Source organism: Bradyrhizobium sp. SZCCHNS2022, from assembly GCF_032377575.1.
Classification (GTDB): domain Bacteria; phylum Pseudomonadota; class Alphaproteobacteria; order Rhizobiales; family Xanthobacteraceae; genus Bradyrhizobium; species Bradyrhizobium aeschynomenes.
On record NZ_JAUHHZ010000001.1, the window covers coordinates 4,808,738 to 4,828,406 of the forward strand.

16 protein-coding genes are annotated in these 19,669 nt (G+C 64.4%); 4 read left to right on the plus strand and 12 right to left on the minus strand.

Annotated elements, in window-relative coordinates; translation table 11 throughout:
* Window positions 1-7: 7 nt before the first annotated feature.
* The 8 genes from QXZ94_RS21570 to QXZ94_RS21605 form a co-directional block, all read right to left on the minus strand.
* Window positions 8-682 carry a prepilin-type N-terminal cleavage/methylation domain-containing protein gene (locus tag QXZ94_RS21570; RefSeq protein WP_315722114.1) on the minus strand — a complete coding sequence of 225 codons (675 nt, stop codon included), beginning with the start codon at window positions 680-682 and terminating at the stop codon, window positions 8-10.
* Window positions 683-691: 9 nt separating this feature from the next.
* On the minus strand, window positions 692-1,120 hold the full coding sequence (locus QXZ94_RS21575; protein ID WP_315722115.1) for a type II secretion system protein: 429 nt from the start codon (window positions 1,118-1,120) through the stop codon (window positions 692-694).
* Window positions 1,117-1,620: a type II secretion system major pseudopilin GspG gene (gene gspG, locus QXZ94_RS21580; protein WP_315722116.1), complete on the minus strand. Its 504-nt coding sequence runs from the start codon at window positions 1,618-1,620 to the stop codon at window positions 1,117-1,119. The genes QXZ94_RS21575 and gspG overlap by 4 nt, the downstream gene beginning before the upstream one ends.
* Window positions 1,621-1,635: 15 nt before the next feature.
* Window positions 1,636-2,106: a GspH/FimT family pseudopilin gene (locus QXZ94_RS21585; protein ID WP_315722117.1), complete on the minus strand. Its 471-nt coding sequence runs from the start codon at window positions 2,104-2,106 to the stop codon at window positions 1,636-1,638.
* Window positions 2,103-3,323 (minus strand): type II secretion system F family protein, encoded by a 1,221-nt coding sequence (locus tag QXZ94_RS21590; RefSeq protein WP_315722118.1) that lies wholly within the window; start codon window positions 3,321-3,323, stop codon window positions 2,103-2,105. The genes QXZ94_RS21585 and QXZ94_RS21590 overlap by 4 nt, the downstream gene beginning before the upstream one ends.
* Complete coding sequence (gene gspD, locus QXZ94_RS21595; protein ID WP_315722119.1) at window positions 3,323-5,581, minus strand: type II secretion system secretin GspD; 2,259 nt, start codon at window positions 5,579-5,581, stop codon at window positions 3,323-3,325. Before gspD ends, QXZ94_RS21590 begins: the two co-directional genes overlap by 1 nt.
* Window positions 5,582-5,855: 274 nt before the next feature.
* Complete coding sequence (locus QXZ94_RS21600) at window positions 5,856-6,164, minus strand: hypothetical protein (RefSeq protein WP_315722120.1); 309 nt, start codon at window positions 6,162-6,164, stop codon at window positions 5,856-5,858.
* A gap of 1,063 nt (window positions 6,165-7,227) precedes the next feature.
* Window positions 7,228-9,942 carry an RHS repeat-associated core domain-containing protein gene (locus QXZ94_RS21605; RefSeq protein WP_315722121.1) on the minus strand — a complete coding sequence of 905 codons (2,715 nt, stop codon included), beginning with the start codon at window positions 9,940-9,942 and terminating at the stop codon, window positions 7,228-7,230.
* 20 nt (window positions 9,943-9,962) lie between these two features.
* Between QXZ94_RS21605 and QXZ94_RS21610 the strand changes: the two genes are divergently transcribed.
* The 3 genes from QXZ94_RS21610 (at window position 9,963) to QXZ94_RS21620 (ending at window position 11,566) form a co-directional block, all read left to right on the plus strand.
* Entirely contained in the window at window positions 9,963-10,148 is a 186-nt protein-coding gene (locus QXZ94_RS21610; RefSeq protein ID WP_315722122.1) for a TonB-dependent receptor domain-containing protein, read from the plus strand.
* A gap of 143 nt (window positions 10,149-10,291) precedes the next feature.
* A complete protein-coding gene (locus QXZ94_RS21615) occupies window positions 10,292-10,540 on the plus strand; it encodes a hypothetical protein (protein ID WP_315722123.1) in 249 nt (82 codons plus the stop codon).
* Between the two features lie 315 nt (window positions 10,541-10,855).
* Window positions 10,856-11,566, plus strand: a complete 711-nt coding sequence (locus tag QXZ94_RS21620) for a sulfite exporter TauE/SafE family protein (protein WP_315722124.1) — start codon at window positions 10,856-10,858, stop codon at window positions 11,564-11,566.
* A gap of 110 nt (window positions 11,567-11,676) precedes the next feature.
* On the opposite strand, the gene QXZ94_RS21625 is transcribed toward QXZ94_RS21620, so the two are convergent.
* The gene (locus QXZ94_RS21625; RefSeq protein ID WP_409998803.1) at window positions 11,677-14,847 is read right to left on the minus strand and encodes a DEAD/DEAH box helicase; all 3,171 of its coding nucleotides are present in this window, start codon (window positions 14,845-14,847) and stop codon (window positions 11,677-11,679) included.
* A 1,858-nt stretch (window positions 14,848-16,705) separates the two neighbouring features.
* Between QXZ94_RS21625 and QXZ94_RS21635 the strand changes: the two genes are divergently transcribed.
* Entirely contained in the window at window positions 16,706-16,948 is a 243-nt protein-coding gene (locus tag QXZ94_RS21635; protein ID WP_315722126.1) for a hypothetical protein, read from the plus strand.
* 305 nt (window positions 16,949-17,253) lie between these two features.
* On the opposite strand, the gene QXZ94_RS21640 is transcribed toward QXZ94_RS21635, so the two are convergent.
* The 3 genes from QXZ94_RS21640 to QXZ94_RS21650 form a co-directional block, all read right to left on the minus strand.
* Window positions 17,254-17,496 carry a hypothetical protein gene (locus QXZ94_RS21640; RefSeq protein ID WP_172111483.1) on the minus strand — a complete coding sequence of 81 codons (243 nt, stop codon included), beginning with the start codon at window positions 17,494-17,496 and terminating at the stop codon, window positions 17,254-17,256.
* 127 nt (window positions 17,497-17,623) lie between these two features.
* On the minus strand, window positions 17,624-18,856 hold the full coding sequence (locus tag QXZ94_RS21645; RefSeq protein WP_315722127.1) for an MFS transporter: 1,233 nt from the start codon (window positions 18,854-18,856) through the stop codon (window positions 17,624-17,626).
* A gap of 111 nt (window positions 18,857-18,967) precedes the next feature.
* The gene (locus QXZ94_RS21650) at window positions 18,968-19,657 is read right to left on the minus strand and encodes a substrate-binding domain-containing protein (protein ID WP_315722128.1); all 690 of its coding nucleotides are present in this window, start codon (window positions 19,655-19,657) and stop codon (window positions 18,968-18,970) included.
* Window positions 19,658-19,669 lie beyond the last annotated feature (12 nt).

Genomic DNA, 19,669 nt, shown 5'->3' on the forward strand with positions numbered 1-19,669 from the left:
TCGCCCCCTATCGCCCGCGACAGCGCATCGTGAGCGCGTCGTAGACGCAGGCCACATCGGCCTGCACCCGCGGCGCGATCACGAGCTCCGGCCAGTGACGGGCATCGCCGGGACGCATCAGGACCCGCAGCCGGATCAGGCCGGGAGCCTCGCTCTGATCCTTCCAGCTCGTGCTCCAGGCAGGACTGGCGTCTCCCGTTGCTCTTGCCGCATAACTGAGCTCGATCCGATCGATGTCGGACACCAGCAGCGTCCGCTCGGTGTCCGGCTTCACCGCCAGTTCGGGTCGGGACTGCAAAACGAGATCGCCCCCGTCACGCCTGCGGTCGGCGAACAGCTTGAAGCGGAAGCGGCCGGCCCCACCGGACACGGCTGGCGCGTCGCTGAGGAACTCGAGGCTCTCGGCCTGCCCGTCGACGTCGATGCGCCGCTGCGCCGCGCCTTCGCCCAGCATCATCGGATAGAGATTGCCGATCAGCCGCCGCAGCACGTCCTGCGCTACGAGCTCGCGCTGGAACGACTCCGCACGGGCGCTGCCGCTGCGCCAGGCCTGCACGCCGAACTTGACGCTGTCGAACAGCAGGACGGCGAGCAGACTGAACAGCGCCAGCGCAACGAGAACCTCGACCAGGGTGAAGCCGGCGTCGCGATCATCCATCCCGCTTGCTTTCGGCGACGTCATCGGTCTGGCTCACTGCGACCTGGAGACTCTAGGCCCGAGGCGAAGCGTCGAGAGCGCATAGGAGCGCGGGTCTTGCCCTTCCAGCCAGCCGATCTCGACCGAGACCTGGTACAGCTCGACCGGGCGTCCATCGCTGTTTGGCGCCGGCCGATAGGGCTGCATCGCGAGGCGCCACCGATAGCCGTTCGCCTCGGTGCCATCGCGCGTCTCGGTGCGCAGCGGAATCGAATTGCCGACCTGGGCCATGAGCGACTGCGCCAGCGCAACGGCACCAGCCACGCGTTCGGCCATGCCCGTTCGTGACAGTCCGGTCGAGAACAGGCTCATCACCAAAGCGAGGCCGACCGACAGCATGGCCAGCGCAACGATGACCTCGACCAGCGTGAAGCCGGCCTCGTCGTCGACAGGTGGGGCCATCACTGCCGCGACGCGCGTCATGGCTGCCAGCTCGTCACATTGGCATTGGCAGAGGTGTCATCCTCGCGTCCCTCGGGCCCGAGCGAGACGATGTCGTAGGCGCCGTGCTGCCCGGGAAATTTGTAGACATAGGGCCGTCCCCACGGATCGTTCGGCACCAGCGTGCCGCTGAGATAGGGGCCATTCCAGGTCGTCGCCGTGGCCGGCTTCTGCACCAGCGCGCCGAGCCCTTCGGCTGCGGTCGGGTAGCGGCCATTGTCGAGGTGATAGAGGTCAAGCGCCGAGGACAGGCTGCGGATCTGGATCCGCGCCGTCTTGAGCTTGGAGTCGGAGAGATAGCTCAGCACGCGCGGGCCGACGAGACCCATGATCAGTCCGATGATGGTGATGACGACCAGCATCTCGACCAAGGTGAAGCCGGCCTCGCCATCGCGGTCTCTGCGCAGACGAAGCCGGAATTGCCCGCGCCACGCGGCCACCCGCAGCTTCACGGCATCACGACATTCCATCCATCCCAGCATGCTCGTCCCCTCCCCTCAACACGTCGCGGCGGTCCGCACCGTCCCTGTCAGCCATTCGACACAGAGCCTGATGTGATGCCCGTTCAACTCCAGGCTCAGATCGCCGCCGGTCGACGAGCCGTCCGGAAAGAAGCGGAAGCCGCCCACGGCGGCGCCCACGCGCGTCGCGGCGGCATAGGTCAGCTTCGCCTGGATGTCCGGCGCGAAGGTGCGCGGCCGGACGACGTCCGAGCTGAAGGCCCGGCGGTCGACGTCGATGCTCAGGGTCATCACGCGGTTCTGCACGATCGCAGCCGAGCGCGTCGCGCGCAGCGCCGACGCAATCTCGCCTGTCGCCGCATCGAGGCTCACCGTGCCGGCGCCGCGTGATAGCAAAGGGACGGCGGCGGATGCCGTCAGCGCCAGGATGACGAGCACGGCAAGCATCTCGACCAGCGTGAAGCCGGCGCTCGCCTCGTCCCGTCCCACTGCCGCCCGCACGCTCATCGCCCCGCCAGATCATTGATGCTGAGGACGGCGTTCATCACCGGCATGATCAGCGCGCCGATGATCAATGCGATGCCGACCGTCATCGCCGGCGTCAGCGCGGCCATGAAGCGATCGACGCTGGTCTGCAGCTGCTTTTCCAGCATCTGCGCCACTCGCAACAGCATGCGGTCGAGCTTGCCAGCCTCCTCGCCGACCGCGATCATCTGCAGCGCCACGGCCGGCAGCGCGACCTCGTTGCGCAGCGCGCGGTGCAACGCTGTGCCCTGCTGGATCCGCTCGATCGCCTGTTCCATGCCGGCGCGGAGATGGCGGTTGTCGACGACGTCGCTCGCCGATTTCGTCGCTGCGATCAGCGGCACGCCGGCCATCAGCATGGTGCCGAGGGTACGGGCGAAGCGCGCGGTGTCCTGCTGCAGCAGGAAGCCGCCGAGCAGCGGCAGCCGCAGCGCGAGCCGGTCGAGACGCCGGCGGCGGCTGGGATCGGCCATGGTGAATGCCACGATGGCGCCGAGCAGCGCGACGGCGGCAAGGCCAGCGATCACGATCTCGAGCCAATGCGCCTTCAGCGCGAGCATCAGCTGGATGGTCAGCGGCACCGGCTTGCCGCTCTGGGTGAAGATCGGCGCCATCGACGGGATCACCCCGCCGACGATGATCGCGAGCGTTGCGAGGCTCAGCACGATCAGCATCGCGGGATAGATCAGGGCCGACTGGATGCGCGCACGGATCTCCGCCCGCCGCTCCAGGAGCTCGGCGAGCTCGGTCAGCACCTGTGCCAGCCGCCCGCCGCTCTCGCCGGCTCTGATGACAGCGACATAGTCGGCGGGGAAGATGCGCGGCTGGCCCTGCATCGCCTCCGACAACGGGCGGCCATTGAGGACATCGGCGAGCAGTGCCTCGACCAGGGCGCGCAGCCGTGCTGCCGAGGCCTGCGTGTGCACGATGCGCAAGGCATCGTCCATCGGGATGTCGGCCGCGCAGAGCGTGGCGAACTCGCGGGTGAATGCCAAGAGGTCCGCGCGCGCCGCGCCGTTGCCGAGCGTGATCTCGCGGTTCCACCATGCCGTGCCGGCGCTATCGGCGGCCTGCATCTGGAACGGCGACAATCCCTGCGCCCACAGCGCCGCGCTCGCCGCATCCGCGGACGCGGCCTCGACCGTCCCCTCCGCGAAGGAGCCGTCGGTGCCGTAGGCGCGGTAGCGGAAGCGCGGCATCAGTCGAGAATCCTGCGTCCGGTGTCCTCGACCCGCCGCCGCGCCGGCTGCCGGCGATGCGGACCCTCGATCGCCATGAAGTGGCGGTACTCCTCGGTCACGCTGCGCGCCTCGTCGAGGCTGCGCATCACGTGCGGCCTGATGAGAATGATCAGCTCGGTCTTGCCAATGACGTTGTCGCGGCTGCCGGCGAAATTGCCGATAAATGGGATGTCCCCAATGATCGGCAGCTGGCTGCGGCCGGTGGTGCGGCCCTCCTGGATCAGCCCGCCCAGCACCAGCGCGTCATTGTCGTTCACGACCACCGATGTCCTGATCTTGCGCTGCCGGATGGTCGGCGAATCGATGTTCGATGACGTGGTCGGCGCCACGCTCGACACCTCCTGCTCGATGTCGAGCAGCACGCGCCCGCTCTCATTGATGCGCGGGATGATCGACAGGATCACGCCCGTATCCTTGTAGCTCACCGAATTGACGATCGGCGCGCCGGGCGTCAGGGTGCCGGTCGCCGATTGCGTCGTGATCGGCACCTGGTCGCCGATCTGCAGCACCGCCGGCTTGTTGTCCATGACCGCCAGCGACGGCGAGGATACGATGTTGACGTTGGTGATCTGGTTCAGGGTGTCGATCGTGGCAGCGATGTTGGCCGCTGTCAGCGCGTAGGAGAAGCCGGGAAACACCGAGCTGACGGCGCCGGAGACCGCCTCCGTCAAGGTGAATTTCGAGCTGTGCTTCTGCATGTACCATTGCACGCCGAACCGCAGCTCGTCGTTCAATGTGACCTCGGCGATGGTCGCCTCGATCAGCACCTGGTTCGGCATCTGGTCGAGCCGCTCGATCACCTGCAGCACGCGCTTGTAGTCGGCCGAGGCCGCCTCGATCAGGATCGCGTTCTTGGCCTCGTCGGCGACGATCCGCAGCCGCGGCCCGTCGGCCTCGCCGTCGCGGCCGGTGGGTGCGGCCGGAGCCGCCGCCGGCATGACGCTCGGCGCCGCAGCCGCCGGCGCCGCATTGCGCATGCCGCCGAAGCCGCCACTGGATGCGCCGAGCCCGCCGGTGAAGGACGGCGACGACGATCCGGACAGTCCGCCGCCGGACGACGACGGCTGCGACTGCACGCTCGCCTCCTGGTAGTTCGGCGCCACCGTGCGCCGCCCGGCCGTCGCGGCCTGCGTATCGGTGGGGAACATCGACTGCAGCACGTCGACCAGCTCCTGGGCGCGGCGGTTCTGCACGGCATAGGTGAAGAGCTGCTTCTCGGAGCCTTGCGCCTGCGCGTCGAGCTTGCGGATCCAGCTCTCGGCGCGGCGCAGATAGGCGAGCTGCGGCGAGATCACCAGGATCGAGCGCAGCCGCTTGTTGGGCACGAACTGCACCATGCCGGCCATCGGCCCGTCGCCGCGGTCGGAGCCGAACACGCTTTTCAGCTCGGTCGCGATCGCGTCGGGCGCTGAGGTCTTGACCGGGATCAGCGCGAACGACATGCCCTTCATGGTGTCGACGTCGAACAGCGCGATCGCCTCCATCATCGCCGCGATCTCCTGGCGATTGCCCGAGAGCGTGATCAGGTTGCGCGCATCATCGACCCGCACCACCCCGCCGCGCGGCGCGATCGGCTCGACCACGCGCCGGATCTCTGAGGCCGAGACATATTTCAGCTGCACCACCTGCAGCCCGTTGCCGACCATCTCGCCGCCATCGGCTACATCATCGGTGCGATACGCGGATGACACCGCCGTCTGGTCCGCCGCCACGATGCGATAGATGCCGCGATTGTTGACCACGGCAGCATTGTTGGCCCGCAGCGCCGCCTGGAACAGATCGATGACCGCCGCCCGCGCCACCGGCCGCGGCGTCTGGATCGTGACCCGCCCCTCGATCCCCGGATCGACCGTGTATTTGACCCCGAGAATATCCCCGAGCACCGTCTTCGCCGCCTGCGGCACCGGCACCCCAGCGAGATTGATGGTGACGCCGTCAGCGACATCCTCCGCCCCGCGCGGCACCGCCCCAGTCGCCGGCTCCCCGACGAAACGCCCGGTGCCCTCCATCACGGTGGCAGGGCCGCCCTTGTTGTCATCGAGCAGCGGCGAGCCCGAGATCCTGCCGGCCCGGGCATTCCCAGCGGGCGCCCGCATCGCCGCCTGCGCCTGCGCTGCGGATCCCGCCTCCGCAGCACCCGTGCTCCAGGCGAACGACGACGTCCCCTCCTCCACGGTTTGGCACGCCGACAGCGCCAGCACCATCGGAAGCGCCATCCACCCGCGCCTGCACCCCTCGCCACGCACTGCTGTTCACCCCAAACCCCAAGCAGCTAGCGCTGCTCAACAACTAACAGGCGGAGTCTAGAGGGTTTTGGAAATGAGAGATATTGCTGGCAGGACACGCAGGTGAGTCATACACATGCTTTGATGCACGAGTTTGCGTCGAATGGCGCAACATACAATCATGGGTTGCGCCCCTCAAAATGTGATTTTGCCCCGCCCTCACCTGCCTGTCGATTCTCACGAACGCCGCAGAAGCACGGACCTATCAACCAACTAAGTGCACTGTCACCGTAATCCCGACATCCTCCGCCCCGCGCGGCACCGCCCCAGTCGCCGGCTCCCCGACGAAACGCCCGGTGCCCTCCATCACGGTGGCAGGGCCGCCCTTGTTGTCATCGAGCAGCGGCGAGCCCGAGATCCGGCCGGCCCGGGCATTCCCAGCAGGCGACCGCATCGCCGCCTGCGCCTGCACCGCCGATCCCGCCTCCGCAGCACTCGTGCTCCAGGCGAACGACGACGTCCCCTCCTCCATGGTCTGGCACGCCGACAGCGCCAGCACCACCGGAAGCGCCATCCACCCGCGCCTGCAAGCCTCGCCACGCACTGCTGTCCACCCCGACTAGAAGCAGCCAGGGCTGCTCAACGACTAACAGGCAGAGTCTAGAGGGTTTTCGAAGCGAGAGATATTGCTAGCGGGACACGCAAGTGAGTCATACACATGCTTTGATACACGAATTTACGTTCTAACGCCGCAAGACGCAATCAAAAGCTGTATAACGTCAAAACGTAATTTCGTCCAGACCTCATCTTCTCGTCGATCACCACGAACGCCGCAGCAGCGCTTACCTACCAACTAATTACGTGCAGCGTCACCGTAATCGCAACCGCACAGTCACTGAGATTATCGTGCCTCACTTGAGGGGCAGTCCAGCAGTGTCACCATTACCTATTAACTGTCCTGTTCACGTTACCATCTCCGGTTCTGCAATAGCCGCCTATGGAAATAGGCCAAGTTTGAAGACAAGGCCTCATCGTCACGACAAGTCTTCCGAACGGCTTCCAATAGTGACAGCGCTTCTTCCAATTTATAGAAACCGGAACTATTTATTCCAGGTGTAATAATAGACACCTCAACCCCAGCAACCTTGGAAGACATCGCATCTGTTTTCCGTGCACTTTCGAACGATTTTATATCTGCGATGACCTCATTCAATAGGGCTACGCCGACTACATGCGAGTCTACCAACCTCGCCTCGATTGGTCTCATCTTCGTCCGACGGTACCACTCTGCCCCCGCTTCAGAAGTACTGATAAGCACAGATCTTATAGGACTATCGGACTCCCCGATGTATTCAATCGCAATCAGTGAATATGTCACGCGCTCATTTGACTGAGCAAAGCAGTTCATTGCCGTTAACAGAAACACGATTGCGATCGCTAGTGCTCTTGTTGCCACACCTCTCATTTTCCACCCATTGGCATCAAATGCACCCCTTTTGCGTCGAGAGTAAAACCATACGAAATGGATTTAAGGACGTCATAAGAGCCATCCGAGTTTATTCCCACGAGAGACAAGTTAGCCTGCCACGAAATCGGCGTTCCCGTATACGCTCTCTGTGGGGCATCTGCAAACTTAACTACCCCCCCTGGATTTGCGCGTCCAATTCTTCCTGCGCGTTGAAAGATTTGGAATTGTAGTATGGCGCGTTATCGGGGGCAGCATCGAGGTACGGCACATTTGGCGAATTCCCAGGAGAAGGCATATTTGTAGTAACGGTTTGCACCCAATTATAATGTGCGTAAGCACTTGGATCACTTACTCTGGCCAGTAGGTCGATGGCTAAACCATCCCAGCCTGGCTTTCTTTGGAATTCCCGATAGTCGAGCACGTCGATGGTGGCTGATACAACGCGCTTCGCTGCCTCATTGAACAGATACCCAAACGCTCCTGTGATTGCGCCGTTGCCAAATTTCCCTCCGCCTGCGACGGAGGCCACGCCTCCGATTACAGCATGCGCCGTAACCGCAGCAGCGCCACTCAACCCTTTAAGCATGGGGCTGAATGCAGCGCTGGCGCCGGCGGATAGTGCTCCTGACTTACAGCTCCCACCTGATGCAACTGCCGATGCACAGCCTACAATCGCATGCCCAGCAACATTCACTCCATATGCCTCTGACATAAAGGTCGGAGTGCCGTGGCCGCCGCCGGGGAGCGGGTTCGCTCCGGGGAATTGGTTTGTGAGCTCGCCCACACCATAGAATGCGACGGCTGTGGCGGCGGCTATCACGCCAGCTTTCAAGACTTGCGTGAGACTACCGCCGAACATACCAGTGGTAACGGCTGCGCCGACGAATGCAGCAATAGGCGCAAACACTCCGGTCGCGGTCAAGGCAGCCGTAATGGCGATCTGCACCAGCGATTGCAAATTATTCGCGATAAAGTTGCCGATAGCCTTAGCGACGCCGCTAAAGAAGTGTCCGACGCTGCCGAAGAAGTTCGATAGCCAACTAAATCCGTTCGGATCCGTGAACGTCAGCGGGTCGTTGCCGACATAGGAGTACCTGTTCCAGCCCTGCGGATTGAGCGGCTCGGTCACGGTCGGATCGGCGCTGGTGAACCGCGCCAGCAAGGGATCGTAGACGCGGCCGTTCAGGTGCACGAGGCCGCCGACCGAGAGCTCCTCCTGGCCGGTGAAGCCGCGCGTGGTCTGGCTGGTGGTGCTGCCGGCGACGGCGTCGGTGCCGTCGACGTTGCGGCGCTTGCCCCAGGCGTCATAGGACAGACGCTGCTGCAGCAGGCCGTTCTCGTCGGTGAGCGCCACGATCGAGCCGAGATGGTCGGTGTGGAAGTAGCGCAGCGTCAGCGTCGTGCCGCTGGCGGCCGTCTGGGTGACGCGCATGCCGACCTTGGCATTGCCGACCGAGAGATAGTCGGTCCATTTCTGCGTCGTCGCGCCGGGGTTCTGCACCTCGGCCATCACGCCGAAGCCGGCAATGTACAGGGTGGTGCCTTCCGGCGTCACCTGCTTGAAGCGCTGGTGCTCGGTGTCGTCGACGAAGGAGATCGTCCGCGTGCCTTGCGTGATGCTCGCCGGCTTGTTGTAGGACGTATAGATGACACTGCGGCCGAGACCAGAGGTCTGGTTGCCGCTGGCATCGTAAGTGAAGGTCGCATTGATGCTGCCGCCGGCGACGCTCATCACGGCGTGCGGCAGCGGCGCCCCGGCTGCCGGATAGACGTAGGTGCCGACATCCGACTTCGACAGGATGTTGCCGATCGCGCTGTAGGAATAGGTCTTCACCAGCGGCGTCGGATTGAGGCTGGTCGTCGACGTCGTCAGCCGGTTCAACCCGTCGTAACTGAAGCTTTCGCTGACATTGGTGTTGGCGTCGCTGCGCGAGGTCAGATTGCCGAGCCAGTCGTAGCCGAAGCTCAGATTCTGCACGGCGCTGCCGGTGCCGGTGGCGACGCTGGTCAGCCGCCCCGTCAGCGGATCGAAGCCGCGGGTGGTGACCAGTCCATTGCCGGCGGTCTGCTGCGTCAGGTGCCCGTCGGCATCCATCGCATTCGCGGTCCAGAAGGCCTGGCTGGTGGCGTCGTCCTGCAGCTGGTTGGCGAAGCCGAGGCTGTTGTAGCCATAGCGCGCGGTGAAGCCAGAGGGGTAGCTGACCTTGATCAGCCGGCTGTTGGCGTCGTAGGTCGCGCCCATGGTGTAGGTGGCGCCATCGATAGTGGTCGCGACCTGCAGCGGACGGCCCAGGCTGTCATAGCTGAAGCTGCGGGCAAAGCCGTTGCCCGAGCCGGAGGTGATGCCACTCGAGGCCAGCTTGCCGATGCCGTTGGCCGCGGTGTCATAGGCCCAGACCGAGGTCATGTCCGGCTCGACCCGCTGCACCATGCGGCCCAGCCGGTCGTAGCTCAGGCTGACCGTCTGCCCCTTGGCGTCGGTCTGGGTGACCAGTTGCCCCAGCGTGTTGTAGCTGTAGGTCCAGTTGCCGAGATCGGGATCGCTGCTCGCGATCTTGCGGCCCCTGAGGTCATAGGTCGCGCTGACGACATTGCCCAGGGCGTCCGTGGTCTGCACCAGATTGCCGACCGCGTCATAGGCATAGGTCATGGTCTTGCCGAGCGTATCGGTGACCGCGACCACCTGGCCCTGGCTGCTCTTGGTGACCGTCCGCGTCTGGTTGAGCGCGTTGGTCTCAGTGGTCGTGAGACCATGATAGGCCGCCTGCGACACGCTGCCGTCTGGCTGCGTCGTCGTTAGGACCCGGCCCAGCGTATCGTAGGTGAAGGTCGTATAGCGCGGCGTGCCATCGTTCGCGAAATACGGCCGGCTGGTCTGCGTCACCCGTCCAAGCGCATGAGGGAATGAAGTGGACGCCGTTCTCGACCACGCTCGTCGCGGGGCCGCCTGAGACGTCGCAACAGCGCGAAGCCGGCATCAAATTCAATTGGGGAGACATGCTGACGGGAACCGTGGCGGTGTTCGACATCGACCGCGACAATGTTGCCTACACCACGTTCTATCTGCAAACCTCCTACAACTTCGATTGAGGTTCGACATGATCACACGCCGACAGATCGCGGCCGCAAGCGCGATGTTCGCAGCCATGCAACCGCGTCTCCAAGCCTTTGGTCAGCCGCGTCCGATGGACGTGGCAGACGCAGGGCAGCGGTCCGCCCACGACATCTCGACAATGCCGGCGCATTGGACGGGGAAGGAGCAGATCGCGCTACTGATCTATCCGGCCTTCACCGCGCTCGACATGGTCGGCCCACACTACATGTTCACCAACCTGATGGGCGCCACCACACACATCGTCGCCAAGACGATGGCGCCCGTCACCAGCGACACCGGGCTCGACAACTACTGGCCGAGTACGCGCCAGAGCCTCCGTTTCAGTCCGGCACACCGGCGGCCGCACCAGCCAGGACGCTCAAGCTGATGGACGACATGTTCGCCGGCTTCTTGGAGTACGTCAGAGTGGCGTGCGAGAGCGCTCGACGGAAATAGAACGAGGACGGCGCGTCACACGCCCCGAGGGGCTCGAGTCGCTTTCGGCGAACGTTCTCATTCCGTTCATCATGGGCGCAGGTCTCGGCTTGCTGTTCATGTTGGCGCTCTATCTGCTCGATGTCGGCCTGATCCCGGTCGCGCTCGCCATCGGGGCCGAGGAGCTCGTGATCGATGGCTGAGGCGAAGCGATCATTTTGACGCAGCGCAATGACTTCGAGGCGGCACCGCGTCAAATGCGCTTACAATGTTCGACTTCGATCAGCCGCTGTTCATCGCCGGGCTGCTGCTTGGCTTCTCATCCAGCCTGCACTGCTTCGGCATGTGCTCGGGCATCGCATCCAGCCTGCATTTCGCGGCCGACCTGGGCTCGTCTCGATCGCGGCCGAGTCCCGCGACAACGACCGTTCTGATCAATACGGGCCGCATTCTCGCTTACATGCTGGCCGGTGCCGTGGTCGGCGCCATGGGTTCTTCGGTCTTTGGCGCATTCGACCATGCGTTTGCTCATGCCATCCTGCGCTGGGCGGCCGCGGCGGCGCTCTCCTGGATCGGGCTTTCGATGCTCGATCTGGCGCCGCTGCCGACGGGCCTCTATCGCCTCGCATCCGGCGTCAGCTCAGCCATGACTCGCGCCGCGAATGCTGCGCCCCTTCCTCCGCGGCTGGGGCTGTTGGCGAGCGGCGCCGTCTGGGGCTTTCTTCCGTGCGCCATGGTCTATGCGGCGCTGTTCTATGCCATGCTGTCAGGCTCGTGGCTCGGCGGCGCTGTGGCCATGGGAGGCTTCGGCGTTGGCACCCTCCCCGCTCTGCTGGCCGCCGGTCTCGGCCTTCCGGTCCTGCGCCGCAGGGCCACATCGACGTGGCTGCGAAACATGGTCGGATTGGCCATCGTCACCGTTGGCGTCATGAGCGCCGTCATCCCGCCATCGACCCTGGCCGCGTGGTGCCGCTCCTGATCTGGCGATCGGCCACGCATCGCAACCGGGCTGATGCCGCCCGGGCATGGCTGTCTTCCAAAGCTCGCCTCGACGCGTCGATCATCAGCAATCGACCGAAGTGCCATCCGCTATTCGTCCAAGAGGTCCAGAAACTGTTCAATTCTTTCCAAGGCAGGCTCGCTGCTCCTCCCGGCATAGATGACCCGATTGCCATTACGTTGCAGCAGATGTGAGCACGACCTCCGGATCCGTCCCGGCAGCAGCATGGCCGCAATCGCGTCCGGCCCCACGTCGAGACGCATGATGCCGCGCTCTCTGCAACTGATCCTGAGCTTGGCAATTGCGAAAAAGTTGCTGGCCGCCAGCGGTAGCGTGCCGAAGCGGCGCTGCGTTTCGTCCTCCAGCTCCTCCAGCTGATCGTCGCTGCGGCACCGAGCGACGCGAGCGTAGATCTCGAGCCTGACGGCCTCGGACTGAATATAGTCCGAGGGAAGAAGCTCCGCGAGCGGCAGGTTCAGCTCAGGAATCCAAAGAGCGGACATCCCGTCTCGGTCGCCCTCGAGAGCCAGGGTCAGAAGATGGCCGTAGAGAGTCGGGCCAAACACCTGCACATGACCGGACTGACGATCCGAGAGCATGTCTCCACCACCGCGGAGATCGAGATCGCGGGCGCTGATCGCAAAGCCGGCGCCGGGGCGGTTCAGCTCCTCCAGAACAGACAGGCGCTGTTCCGACCGGCCGGAGCTGCCCTCGGTCAAGAAATGCGCAAATGCACGGATGCCGCCGCGCCCGACCCGGCCGCGCAGCTGATGCAATTGTGCAAGGCCAAATCTTTCCGGCCAGCACACCACGATGGTGTTGGCGCGCGGGATGTCGAGTCCGCTTTCCACGATGTTGGTCGCGAGCAAGACGTCCGCCTGGCCTTCGACGAAAGCCATCAGCCTTTCGTCGATCTCGTCGGCAGACAGCTTGCCGTGAAGCGACATGATCCGCAGTTCGGGCGCCAGCGTGTGGATGCGCGTGAGCATGGGATCCAGATCCTGAATCCTCGGGCAGACCACGAAGCTCTGACCGTTGCGTCGATGCTCGCGGACCAGGGCAGCCGCGATCGCAATATCCGACAGGGGCGCAACTTTGGTCACGACCGGCACGCGATGAACCGGAGGCGTTGCAATGACGCTGAGATCCCGCAAGCCGGTCAAGCCGGCCGCCAGCGTGCGCGGAATGGGGGTCGCACTCATCCAGAGCCGGTGACCGTTCTTGTTGAGGCTCGACAGCATGGCTTTGTCTGCCGCCCCGAAATGCTGCTCTTCGTCGATGATCACGAGCCCCAGATCGGCAAACTTGACCTCCTTAGATGCCAGCGAAAGCGTTCCGACGACGACCTTGAGCTCCCCGCTCTTCAAGCCTTCTCGGACCTTGCGCGCCTCGGCGGTCGAGGCGATCCGCGAGAGATTGCCGACCTCGATGCCGAGCGCAGCAAACCGCTTGCGGAACGTCTCGACATGCTGCCGCGCCAACACGGTCGTCGGGACCACAATGGCGACCTGCCTTCCAGCGAGGACCGTGGCGGCGGCGGCGCGCAACGCCACCTCGGTCTTGCCGAAGCCGACGTCACCGCAGACAATTCGGTCCATCGGGTGCCCCGAGGCAAGATCGTCCAGAACGTCGCGGATGGCATTGGCCTGATCGGGCGTGGTGAAATACGGAAAGCGCGCGACGAATTTCTCGTAGCTCGCCGGCCGCGGCACCAGCTTCGGTGCCGGCCGCCGCAGGCGCTGACTGCGCTGCTTCGCGAGCTCCTTGGCGACGACATGAATCTCGGTCTCGGCGGCCGCCCTCCGCGGCCGCCATGTCGTTCCATCAGCCTTGTCCAGAGAAGTGTCCCCGAGCTCAGCCGCGTACGGCCAGATCAAGGCCAGCTCCGCCAGAGGCACGAGAACGGCATCGTTCCCGGCGAAAACCAGCCGCACCATCTCGCGAGCAGAGACTCCGGCGCTGCCCATCGATCGCAATCCGCCGAGCCGGGCCAATCCACGTTGCAGATGAACGACCACCGATCCAAGCTCCGGCAGGTCCACGGCTTCGAAGCCAGGTGTCCAGGCCCAATTCGCGGGCTGCAGCTGATGGGCCCTGCTGCCGAGAACGTCGAACGCGGTGATGACGACGATCGGCTTGCGCCCTGGAACGACGAAGCCGGCGTCAAAGCCAGCCAGCAATGCGACTTCTCGCCTGCCCCTCGCGGTGGCCTGTGCCCAATCAGCGGCGCGCTCGGCTTTGACCCCGCTCATCCGCGCCATCAGGTGCAGATCCGCTTCGACGGCCGCAGCAAACACCACGCGCGCGCCGCCACGCTGGACTTCGTCGATAAATGCTCGAAGGGTCTTTCGGGGAGCGGATTCCTTGAAAAACTCCGGCGTTGCCCGGTATGGCGCGGCCGGCGGCAACACAGCGATGCTCTTTGCCGCCTGGACCCATTCGCGGCGGCTCACATACGCACGATCACGCTCCGCGCGAGGAGCCGCGTCCTCGATCGTGCTCAGCCAAGTGTCCGCGTGCTTGAGCACCTCGGCATCGGCGATCCACCTGGCTCGCCTGCAATACTCGAACAGGCTGGCCTTGTTCCGAGCTCGTGCCTTGAACGCCAGCCGCTCGGACATCGGATCGATCTGAAGCTCCTTGAGCTCGGAGATCACCTCCTGATTCAACGGATTGAAGGCGGCAATCCGCCGTATCCTGCCTCCGGAATGCTCGACCCTGACCGGGCCGCGGGCACCGGCAGGAAAGATCTCGAACGTTCTTCCGTGGAACAGCACACCGCCGGGATAGTCCGGGCTGTCGTCCAGGTCATATCCGAGCGCACCAAAGCGCGCCTCAAGCTGCTGTTCGGAGTAGGCGTCGCCGACCCGCATCAGCAAGCCAATTCGCGGCCAGTCGGCCGGCAGTGGAAGGCGCTCCATCAACGCCTCCACGGTCGTGATCAGCAGGATCGGCGTCTTTGCACACGCAAGCCTCCTCAATACGGACGTTCGCCTGCCGGCGATGTCACGCGACGGCTCGAGCAGATCGAATGGCAAGGTGTTCAGTCGTGGATAGACCAGCGCGTCACACGCCGGCTCGATATCCTGAATCACGGACGCCAGCCGCTCGGCTCTGCGCTCGTTCTTGGCCAGAAACACGAGGCCGCTTCGACCTGCCCCTTGCCACTCTGCCACGAGGTGCAGCGCCAAGAGTCCCAGAGGCGATGCGGAGGACACTGGAGGCCGCGCGGCCTCCGTCTTCTTGAGCGCGCCCGACATCTTCTTGCGCGGGGCCGGCTTCTTTGGTGCGGCGGATTGCTTTGGTGAAGTCGTTGTGCGCTGCGCCGAGCTGCAGGACGTACGAAGAACGGAGGGCAAAGATATCGGCTCGCGTGTGATTGAGGTCACCGGGAGGAAGGTCCGGCGCATCTGCCGACGATTAGCGGATTCGGACGCGCAAGGGCACCCCAGGATTTCGATTTGCATCGTCATTTTCCAACTCGACGTTGGACATGTCACTTGGCGGCATCATCGCATATCATGTGGTGTTCACTCCCCGGCCGAGCGTCTAGAACCATCCTGACGATCTGGATCACGTCAGACGAGCAATTTCCCGCCGACTGGACGCGCGCGGCTCCGGGCATGCGGTCGCATTCTCGCGGCTTCGTCAGCCCGAGGAATACATCCGTCGCGCACCTCGAAAGATGAGAGGCGCAGGGAGAGCCGGACCTCGACTGAGGCCCGTGGCCCGCCTGCGTAAAAAAATGCAGGCGGCAGGTACCACAGGTCCAGCCGGACGACCCGGCCCTCCCTGCGCGCTGGTTTTAACGGTGTCCTTCGTGCTCTCCTTGGGGACCGGGCTTTCTTGCCCCCATCGCCCGCGCGACGCTTGCGCATCGACCGCAGGCTTGACCTCAGCATCGGGAGGCCGGGACCACACGACTTCGCCGTCCGCGACACATGCGCTCGTCTGGCGCCGCATCCACGTCCACCGCAGCCCACCTCACGTATCGTGACGACGCGTACGCCCTCTGCACGAGGCGGGATGGGGCGAGTAGATCATCGATTTCTGAAAAATGGAAGATGAATATTTTCGCGGTGAGGTCTTGAAACGTAGCAAGCAATTGGGACGGCGGTGAAAATCGCCTTTCGGAGAATGTCTCCGCTGGCGCCGTTGGCCCCAAAGCTCGTTCCGCTTCGACGAACACCTCGCATATCATGGCCCCATGACCAAGCTCTTGGACAAAGCTGTCGAAGCCATCCGCCGCCTGCCGCCGAGCGACCAGGACAAGATCGCCCGCGCGATGCTCAGCCTCGCAGGTCATGAAGGACGAACCAGAGGCAATCGACCCGGCCCATGTGTCGTCAGTCCTCGAAGGACTGACTCAAGCCCAACGCGGCCAGTTCGCAACTGATGACGAGGTCCAGGCCGTCTTCCGCCGTTTCGATCGATGAGGCTGCGCTTGACGTCTCGAGCTGTAGAAGACTTGGGCGGGATCGCAGATTACTTCCACGATCGCTGCCGCCCGGCGCGTGCGTGCCGATAGCCTACACGCCCTTGAGCGGTTGACCGTCTATCCAGGACTGGGAAGACGGCAAAGCGTCGAAGGCATACGGAAGTCGGTCACACGAAAATACTCCTATTTCGTGCACTACATTGTTGAAGAAGCCAAGCGAGAGATCGTCGTGTTGAGCATTTGGCATCCTGCTCGCGAGCGTGAACACGAAGACGCGTAAGCTAGCGGGTCCGCATCTTGCGTCGCGATTTGGGACTTTCGGTGCTAGTAACGCAATTCTCCAGATCGATGAGCAATCGATGTCCAAAATCATATTGGCCCCCTTGCATCGATCAAGGAAGCTTGATCAATCTCCGCATCCAAGAGCTTGAAAATCTCGACCTTCGATCGGAACCGATCGGACTCATCCGAGCCCTTCTCGCCGTCATCTGGCAATTGCTGTGATAATCTACAAAACCTCTCACGCTGAAATTCGCAACTCAGTAAGGCAACTTTTTTTCGTGCCGCGGCGTCACAGCTGGCTCCTCCTTACCCGATGTCGCGCCGCAGCGTTGCCAATGAGGCGAATTGGGCGCAGGCTGCTCCCCAAGCGCGCAAGTCGCATATCATGGGAGAGACGCATGAAAGAGCCGGGACTCGACGGCCGCCACCGGGACAAGGATGGCGAGATCAGCAGGAAGCACGGCAATACGCTGGTTGGCACGTTGCGCAAGATCTACGGGAAATCGTTCGCGGCCGGCTATCCGGATGCGACCAAGCTCAGCGACGTGCTGCATCAGCTGAACGAGACGTCGCTCAGCCAGCTGCGCCGGGATCACGGCACCGGGCATCTGGAGCATAAGCTCAAGGAGGCTTCGAAGTAGTAGCCATTCTGACGGTGGTGGGATGCAGGTCGGAGGGCTGGCGGGACGCGCCGGCTTTGCGCCACCATCGGCTGACAAGTGCTGCACCATCGTCGCGCGCCGGGCAGACTTGAGGTCACGCGCAGATTTGAGATTGCGGGAATTGGCAAGACAACGTCGAGATTCCGGGCTCAAGGCCTGCGGCCTTGCCCCGGAATGACGTGGGTGTGATGCAGACGGTGCGCGGGACGCTGCGGATGGGTGACGAACGTCGGAAGCCCCGTGCACGGAGCTTTCCGACGCTTCGTGAGACCAGCTGACGAGTCTTACTTCCCCATGCTCCCCGCCTGGTTGGTGCCGGGTCCGACATTGCCCTGGCTCGACGAGGTGGAGTCGCGGCCGGACTTCATGCTGCTGCCGGTGGTCTGCATGTTGCTGCCGGTGGTCTGCGACGATGTCGTGGGCGTCGCGGCGTTGTGCTTCTTGGAATTCTTGGCTTGCGCGGCGAGCGGCACGGCGGCGAGGCTGACGGCAACGAAGGTGGCAATCGCGAGTTGCGTTGTCTTCATGGAAAGGGTCTCCATCGGGTTGAACTGCACGCTTGGCCAACCCGGCCGGGACATCACCGTTCCAGCGGGCGGATCAAGCGTTGTTGTCCGATGTCGACCGCGTGCGTGAAGGTGCGATGCAGCGGCGTCAGGCCGGTGCTTGCACCTGCGCGGCGGCCTGCTGCGGCGCAGGCCTGGGCAACGGCCTGAACGTCATCATCATCAGGACGGCGCCGAGGCCCATCACCCAGGAGCCGACGTAGAGCCAAGTGTAGCTGGCGAAGCTGTCGTAGATCAGGCCGCCGGCCAGGGGCCCTGTCGCCATGCCCAGGCTGCCGGCCATCGCCGTGCCGCCGATCACGGTGCCCATGATGCCCAACGGGAAGTTGTCGCGCGCGATCGCGGCGTAGAGCGGCATGGTGCCGGCATAGAGGAAGCCGAACGTCGCCGCGACGGCATAGAATGCGGCGAGGTCGCGCACCACCACATAGGCCAGCGCACCGAACGCCTGGGCGAGCAGGCCGAGCACCAGCACGCGCTTAGGCCCGAACCGGTCGCCGAGCAGGCCGAAGGCGATGCGGCCGCCGAGCCCGGCGAGCCCCTCGATGCTGTAGATCGTCACCGCCGCCATCAGCGGGATGCCGCAGGTGACGGCATAGCTCACGGTGTGGATGATCGGGCCGGAATGGGTGGCGCAGCAGAAGAAATTGGTGGCGAGCAGGATCAGGAACTGCGGCGAGCGCAGCGCCGCTGATCGCGTCATCTCAGGCGGCGCGTCGGCGGAACCCGGCGCGAGGGCGCCGCCGGGCGCCGACACGGGCGGACGGCCCACCAGCAGCGACGTGGGGATCATGATCACGGCGACGACGGCGGCGATGCACTGCATCGCGGTGCGCCAGTCATAGCTGGAGACGAGCCAGGCCGCGAGCGGCGACATCGTCATCGGCGCCACGCCCATGCCGGCCGACACCAGCGACACCGCCAGGCTGCGATGGGTGTCGAACCAGCCGGTGACGGTCGCCATGATCGGCGGGAAGATCGCCGCCGTCGCGACGCCTGCGATCAGGCCGAACAGCAGCTGAAACGCCAGCAGCGACGATGTCAGGCTTGCCAGCAGCAGACTGACGGCGAGCAGGGTCGAGCCGATCAGCAGCACGGGACGCGGGCCGATGCGGTCGGACAGCGTGCCCCAGGCCATGCTGGTGCAGGCCATCGCCAGGAAGCCGATCGTCAGCGCACTGGAAATGCCGGCGACGGACCAGCCGGTCGCGGCGGCCATCGGCTTGAGGAACACCGGCAGCGAGAACAGGCCGCCGACGGCGACGCAGCCGAGCACGCCTCCAGCCGCCACGATCACCCAGCGATAGTACGACGTGCTCATCTTGCGTCTCCTGCAGATTTCATCTGGAAGACGCGCCGCCGGTCGCCGAGACGACAGATGTCGGAATGTTTTTCAGCAGGGCTTGCGGAACTCCGCCGCCGCGGCGCCGGCTCACACCGGAATCATGCCGTGCTGGCGCTTGGTCTCGGCGGTCTCCTCGGAGACGAGATATTCGATGAAGGCGCGCGCGGCCTCGGCGTGGGCGCCGGCCTTGCACAGCGCCGCGGCGAACACGGTGCCCGGCTGCAGCGCCTCGGGCAGCAGGCCGACGATCTCGATGCCGGGCGCGCCGAGCATTTCGCTGAGCTGCTGGAAGCCGACATCGACCTCGCCGTCGGCGAGCAGCTTTGCGACGGGGATGCCGGGCTTGGCCTGAACCAGGCGGGAGGCCCCCTCGCCTTCCATGCCCCAGTCGCGGGCAAGCTTCTGCACATGGGTGCCGCTCGGCCCCGTGGAGATGCCGATCGCCTTGGCGTTCTCCATGGCCTTGCGCACGGCCGCCTCATCAAGCGGATCGGGCTTCGGGGTGCCCGTGCGCACGGCCATGGCCATCGGCGATTCCGCGATCTCGATGATGCTGCCGGAGACGAGATGCCCGTCGGCTTCGAGCTTCTGCAGCGCGTCCGACGCCAGCACCGCGAAGTCGAAGGCCTCGCCGGCGCGGATGCGCTTGGCGGCGTCGACGCCGCCGACGGATTCGATCGTGATCACCTCGCCCGTCGCCTCCTCATAGGCGGCCGCGAGCTCGGCGAGGATCTGCCGGGTGGCCATCGAGGAAATGCCGGCGGCGGTCACGCTCATGGTGGGCTCCGT